Origin of the sequence: Pseudomonas sp. K5002 (genome assembly GCF_013386655.1) — a bacterium.
Taxonomy (GTDB): Bacteria; Pseudomonadota; Gammaproteobacteria; order Pseudomonadales; family Pseudomonadaceae; genus Aquipseudomonas.
Genome location: NZ_JACARK010000052.1, coordinates 1 through 4,505 on the forward strand (window position 1 = coordinate 1; position 4,505 = coordinate 4,505).

Annotated in this window: 3 protein-coding genes and 1 pseudogene; 3 read left to right on the forward strand and 1 reads right to left on the reverse strand. The window is 62.0% G+C overall.

The genetic code is table 11. The annotated features are described in order from the left end of the window. Positions 1 to 71: 71 nt before the first annotated feature. Complete coding sequence (locus HX846_RS03535) at positions 72 to 1,424, reverse strand: tetratricopeptide repeat protein (protein ID WP_178964984.1); 1,353 nt, start codon at positions 1,422 to 1,424, stop codon at positions 72 to 74. Positions 1,425 to 1,763: 339 nt separating this feature from the next. On the opposite strand from HX846_RS03535, the gene HX846_RS03540 reads away from it, so the two are divergent. From HX846_RS03540 to HX846_RS03550, 3 genes and pseudogenes are all read left to right on the forward strand, one after another. Then, positions 1,764 to 3,347 carry an ABC transporter substrate-binding protein gene (locus HX846_RS03540; protein ID WP_008431399.1) on the forward strand — a complete coding sequence of 528 codons (1,584 nt, stop codon included), beginning with the start codon at positions 1,764 to 1,766 and terminating at the stop codon, positions 3,345 to 3,347. Then, the gene (locus HX846_RS03545; protein ID WP_087693384.1) at positions 3,344 to 4,321 is read left to right on the forward strand and encodes an ABC transporter permease; all 978 of its coding nucleotides are present in this window, start codon (positions 3,344 to 3,346) and stop codon (positions 4,319 to 4,321) included. Before HX846_RS03540 ends, HX846_RS03545 begins: the two co-directional genes overlap by 4 nt. Beyond that, a pseudogene (locus tag HX846_RS03550) lies at positions 4,321 to 4,505 on the forward strand (ABC transporter permease); the annotation flags it as partial. The gene HX846_RS03545 and the pseudogene HX846_RS03550, both read left to right, overlap by 1 nt.

A 4,505-nucleotide genomic window follows, 5' to 3' on the forward strand; every position in this document is an offset into this window, starting at 1 on the left:
CCGTTAAACCACGCTGGCCGAAGCGAGGTGCCGAGTGGTGGGGCAAAAGCGAAACCAATACAAGCCATCACCTAAATAACGGATATCCCCCCAATCCGCGCCCGCGCCCGCAGTGCCTCCCCAGGCAACCCCAAAGCCTCATACACCACCACCAAAGCTCGGTTCGTCGGGACATCCAGCCCGTCATACCGCCGGCGCAATTCCAGCGTCTGCTGCGCCCCAAGCCAATCCCCAACCCGCAACCGTGCGTCCAGCTCCACCTGCGCAAACAAATCCCGCTGCGCATGACTCCCGCCAATCTCATTCAGCCGCGGCAACGCTATCCCCAGCTGTTCCAACGCCCGCCGGGCATCCCCCCGGGCATGCGCCAACAACCCCTCAGCCAACGGCAACGTCACTTCCCCCCAAACCGGCCGCGCTTCCACACTGTGCCTGCGCAAAGCCGCCAACAACTGATCCGCCTCAGGCTTGCCCGCCCGGGCCAACCCATACAAATACTGCACACTCAAAAACGGCTGTACCGCATCCCCAACCCGACGCTGCAGGTAGGGCGCCAACGCCTGCCACCGCTCACCCACATCAATCCCGGCCAGCTCCAGCCGCGTCAGCAATGACACCGCGCCCACCTGATCCTGGGAGTACTCCGGCAAGATCCCCCACACATGCCGGTCATAAATCTCCAGCACCCGCTGATCCTCCCCGCGCCCCAGATAAAACAACGCGAGATGCCACCAGTTATGGGTGTACATGAACGAGTTAAGCCCGTCCCAGTGCTGCTTCACGCCCTCCAGAAACCCGATGCCTTCCTCGATACGCCCCTGGGTCAGCATCACATGGGCCAATGCGTGATGGGCCCATGGCTCGGACGCCTGCAACCGCAACGCTTCAAGCGCACTGGCCTCGGCTTCCTCCAGCAAATGACACTGCTCATACGCAAACGCCAGTAGCCCGTGACTGTGGGCGATATCCGGCGCGCCGGCGGTGGCTTTCAAACCGATCCGCAGCAGCGCCGGCCAGTTGCCCCGGTTGAATTCCAGGTACTGGTTGAGCTTGGCCGCAAGCAGGTCCCGCGGATAAAGATCCAGCAGATGCTCGCTGAGGCGCAGCACTTCATCCAGCTCGTCGTTGATCCAGGCTTGCAGCACTTGCAGATACACGAGCGCCCGTGGATGCCGGGAATTCACCGCCGCCGCCCGCTGACGGTACTTCTCGGCCAGCATAGGGCCCTCGGGCGACTCGATAAACATCAGCAGCAGGCCGGCAAATCCGTTGGCCAATGCTGAGTCGGGGTCGGCATCGGCGACCGCGAGGATGCCCTCGGCACGGGGCTGATAGCCGAGAAAACCGCCGACGAAATCATCCAGGCCCTGACGGGTGGCGGGGTTGAGGGTGTCGATGGGGTTGCCCAGGTAATCCAGTGACATGCGCTTCAAACTCATGGGTTCAGATAGCGGTTAGAAGGGCAAACCTTGTGCCAGTGATGGGGCCCTCAAACTTCAAACCTTACCGTAGCAGCTGCCGAGCCTTGTCGAGGCTGCGTTGGCGGCATACCTGACACACCGCAGACGCAGCCTCGCCAAGGCTCGGCAGCTGCTACGCACAACCATTCCTCAAGAGGGCGGGCTGTTGCTTTTTCCACACTCGTCCCGGCCACTGTGGTTTTTTCATCACTGCCAAGGCCTGTGATGCCCGCAAACGCGGCCCGTCGCCCCATGGCACAGCCCTTGCTAAATCCCTGACAAAACCTTAGCCAAGGAGTCTCCATGCGCCCTTTATCTTTTCGCCGTGTCCTTTCATACCTGGGACTTGGCGCCGTGCTGCTGGCCGGCACCGCTCAGGCGCAACCCCATGACGGCGGGGTGCTGAACCTGGTGGCCCAACCCGAACCGCCGTCGCTGATGCACGGCGTGGTCAGCCACGTGTCCACCCAGTACGTCAGCGGCAAGATCCTCCAGGGCCTGCTGACCTTCGACACCGACCTGAAACCCAAACCGGTATTGGCCAAGGCCTGGACCGTTTCTCCCGATGGCCTGACCTACACCTTCGATTTGCAGGACAACGTGCGCTGGCATGATGGCCACGCGTTCACCGCCGATGACGTGGTGTTCAGCTTCCAGACCTTCTACCCCGAAGTGGACAAGCGCCTGGGCGGGGTCTTCACCGAGTACGTCGACAGCATCACCGCCAAGGGCCCGCTGCAGGTGGTGTTCCAGCTCAAGAAACCCTTCGCGCCGTTGCTCTCGGCCCTGGGCAGCGGGCTGCGGCCTGTGGTGCCCAAGCACCTCTACGAGAACACTGACTTTCGCAACAACCCCTATAACCTCAAGCCTGTCGGCACCGGCCCGTTTGTGTTTGTGGAGTGGAAACGCGGCGCCTATATCAAGCTGGCAAAGAACCCCGACTACTGGAAAAAGGGCCTGCCACACCTGGATGCGATCATCTTCCACGTGATCCCGGACGGCTCGTCCCGCGCTGCGGCGTTCGAGCGCAATGACGTGCAGGTGCTGCGCAGCGGTGATGCCGACTATTCCGACCTCAAGCGCCTGACCGCCTTGCCGGACGTGCAGTCGTCGGAAAAAGGCTGGGAGCTGTATTCCGGCCTGGCCTTCCTGCAGATCAATACGCGCAAGCCGCCGCTGAACAACCCCAAGGTGCGCCAGGCGATCCTGTATGCGCTGAACCGCCAGTTCATCGTCGACAACATCTTCTTCGGTTCGGGCAAAGTTGCCCCCGGCCAGTTCGTGTCCACCTCGCCGTACCACGACCCGCAATTGCCGCAGTACACCTATGACGTGAAAAAAGCCAAGGCGCTGATTGCCGAGTCCGGCGTGGACGTGGGCGCCGTGCGGATTCGCCTGCTCAACGGCGAGAAGGGCGGTGCCTGGGAGCGCCTGGCCGAATACACCAAGCAAGCCCTGCAGCCGCTGGGCTTCAAGGTACAAGTGGTGACGTCCGACGCCGCCACCTGGTTCCAGCGCGTCAGCGACTGGGACTTCGACCTGACCTACAACTTCATCTTCCAGATCGGCGACCCGTACCTGACCAACGCCTACCTGTACCGCTCCGACTACATCCTCAAGACTTCGCCATTTGCCAACGTCAGCGGCTACAACAGCCCCGAGGCCGATGCCCTGTGGACCCAGGTCGCCAACACCCCGGAAGGCCCGGAACGCACCAGGCTCTATAGCCAGTTGGAAAACGTGCTGAACACCGACCTGCCGATCGCGCCGATCTTCGAAATGCGCTACCCGACACTGTTCCACAAAGAGGTGAAGAACCTGCTGCAAACCGCCACCAGCCTTAACGAAGACTACGAAAGCGTCTACCTCGACGCGCCTGCACCATGAACGGGTTGCTGTATTTCAGCGGTCGCCTGCTCAAGGCACTGTTGATGATTGTGGCGGTGCTGGTGCTGGGCTTTTTACTGATCCGCCTGGCGCCGGGTGACCCGGCGCTGCTGTTGGCCGGCGAGGCGGGGGTGGACGATGTGCAGTTCATCGAACACCTGCGCCAGACCATGGGCCTGGACAAGCCGTTGCTCACGCAGTTGCTGATCTACCTGGGCAATATCGCCCATCTGGACCTGGGTTATTCCTACCGCAACCAGACCTCGGTGTGGTCGCTGATTGCCGAGCGCTTGCCGGCAACACTGGCCCTGATGGGCTCGGCATTTTTGCTCTCGTCGGTGCTTGGCGTCACCCTGGGGACGTTGGCCGCCCGGGCCCGACAGAAGCGTCACTGGCTGGATGGCGTGATCTCCCACGGCGCATTGCTGCTGTATGCGATGCCGCCATTCTGGCTGGCGATGCTGCTGATCCTGTTGTTCTCCGTCAGCCTCGATTGGTTGCCGGCGTTTGGCATGGAAACGGTGGCACAGGACTTTTCCCTGCTCGACCGGCTCAAGCACCTGCTGCTGCCGTGCGTGTCGTTGAGCGTGCTGTTCCTCGCCTTGTATATCCACCTGACCCGCGCTGCCGTGCTCGACGCCCTTGGCCAGGAATACGTGCGCACCGCCCACGCCAAGGGCCTGCACCCGCGGCGGATTTTGTACGTGCATGTGTTGCGCAATGCGCTGTTGCCGGTGGTGACCTTTGCCGGTTTGCAACTGGGCCAGTTGGCCAGCGGCGCGTTACTGGTGGAGGTGGTGTATTCCTGGCCGGGGATTGGTCGCTTGATGTACGACTCGCTGGCCCAGCGTGACTACGGCGTGTTGATGGGCGGTTTCCTGGTGATCTCGATTCTGGTGGTGGGCTTTAACGTGTTGACCGATGTGATCTGTCGTTTTCTCGACCCGCGTATCGGTGCAGGAGTGCAAGGCTGATGCTGGTTTTCCGACGTTTTGTGCGCCAGCCTGCGGCGTTGATCGGTGCGCTGTTTTTGCTGCTGCTGACGCTGTTGGCGATCGCCGCCCCCTGGCTGACCAGCAGCTCGCCATGGGAGATGAACAGCCAGCCGATGCTCGCGCCATTCCACGACCCGGCCCATTGGCTGGGCAGTGACCTGCT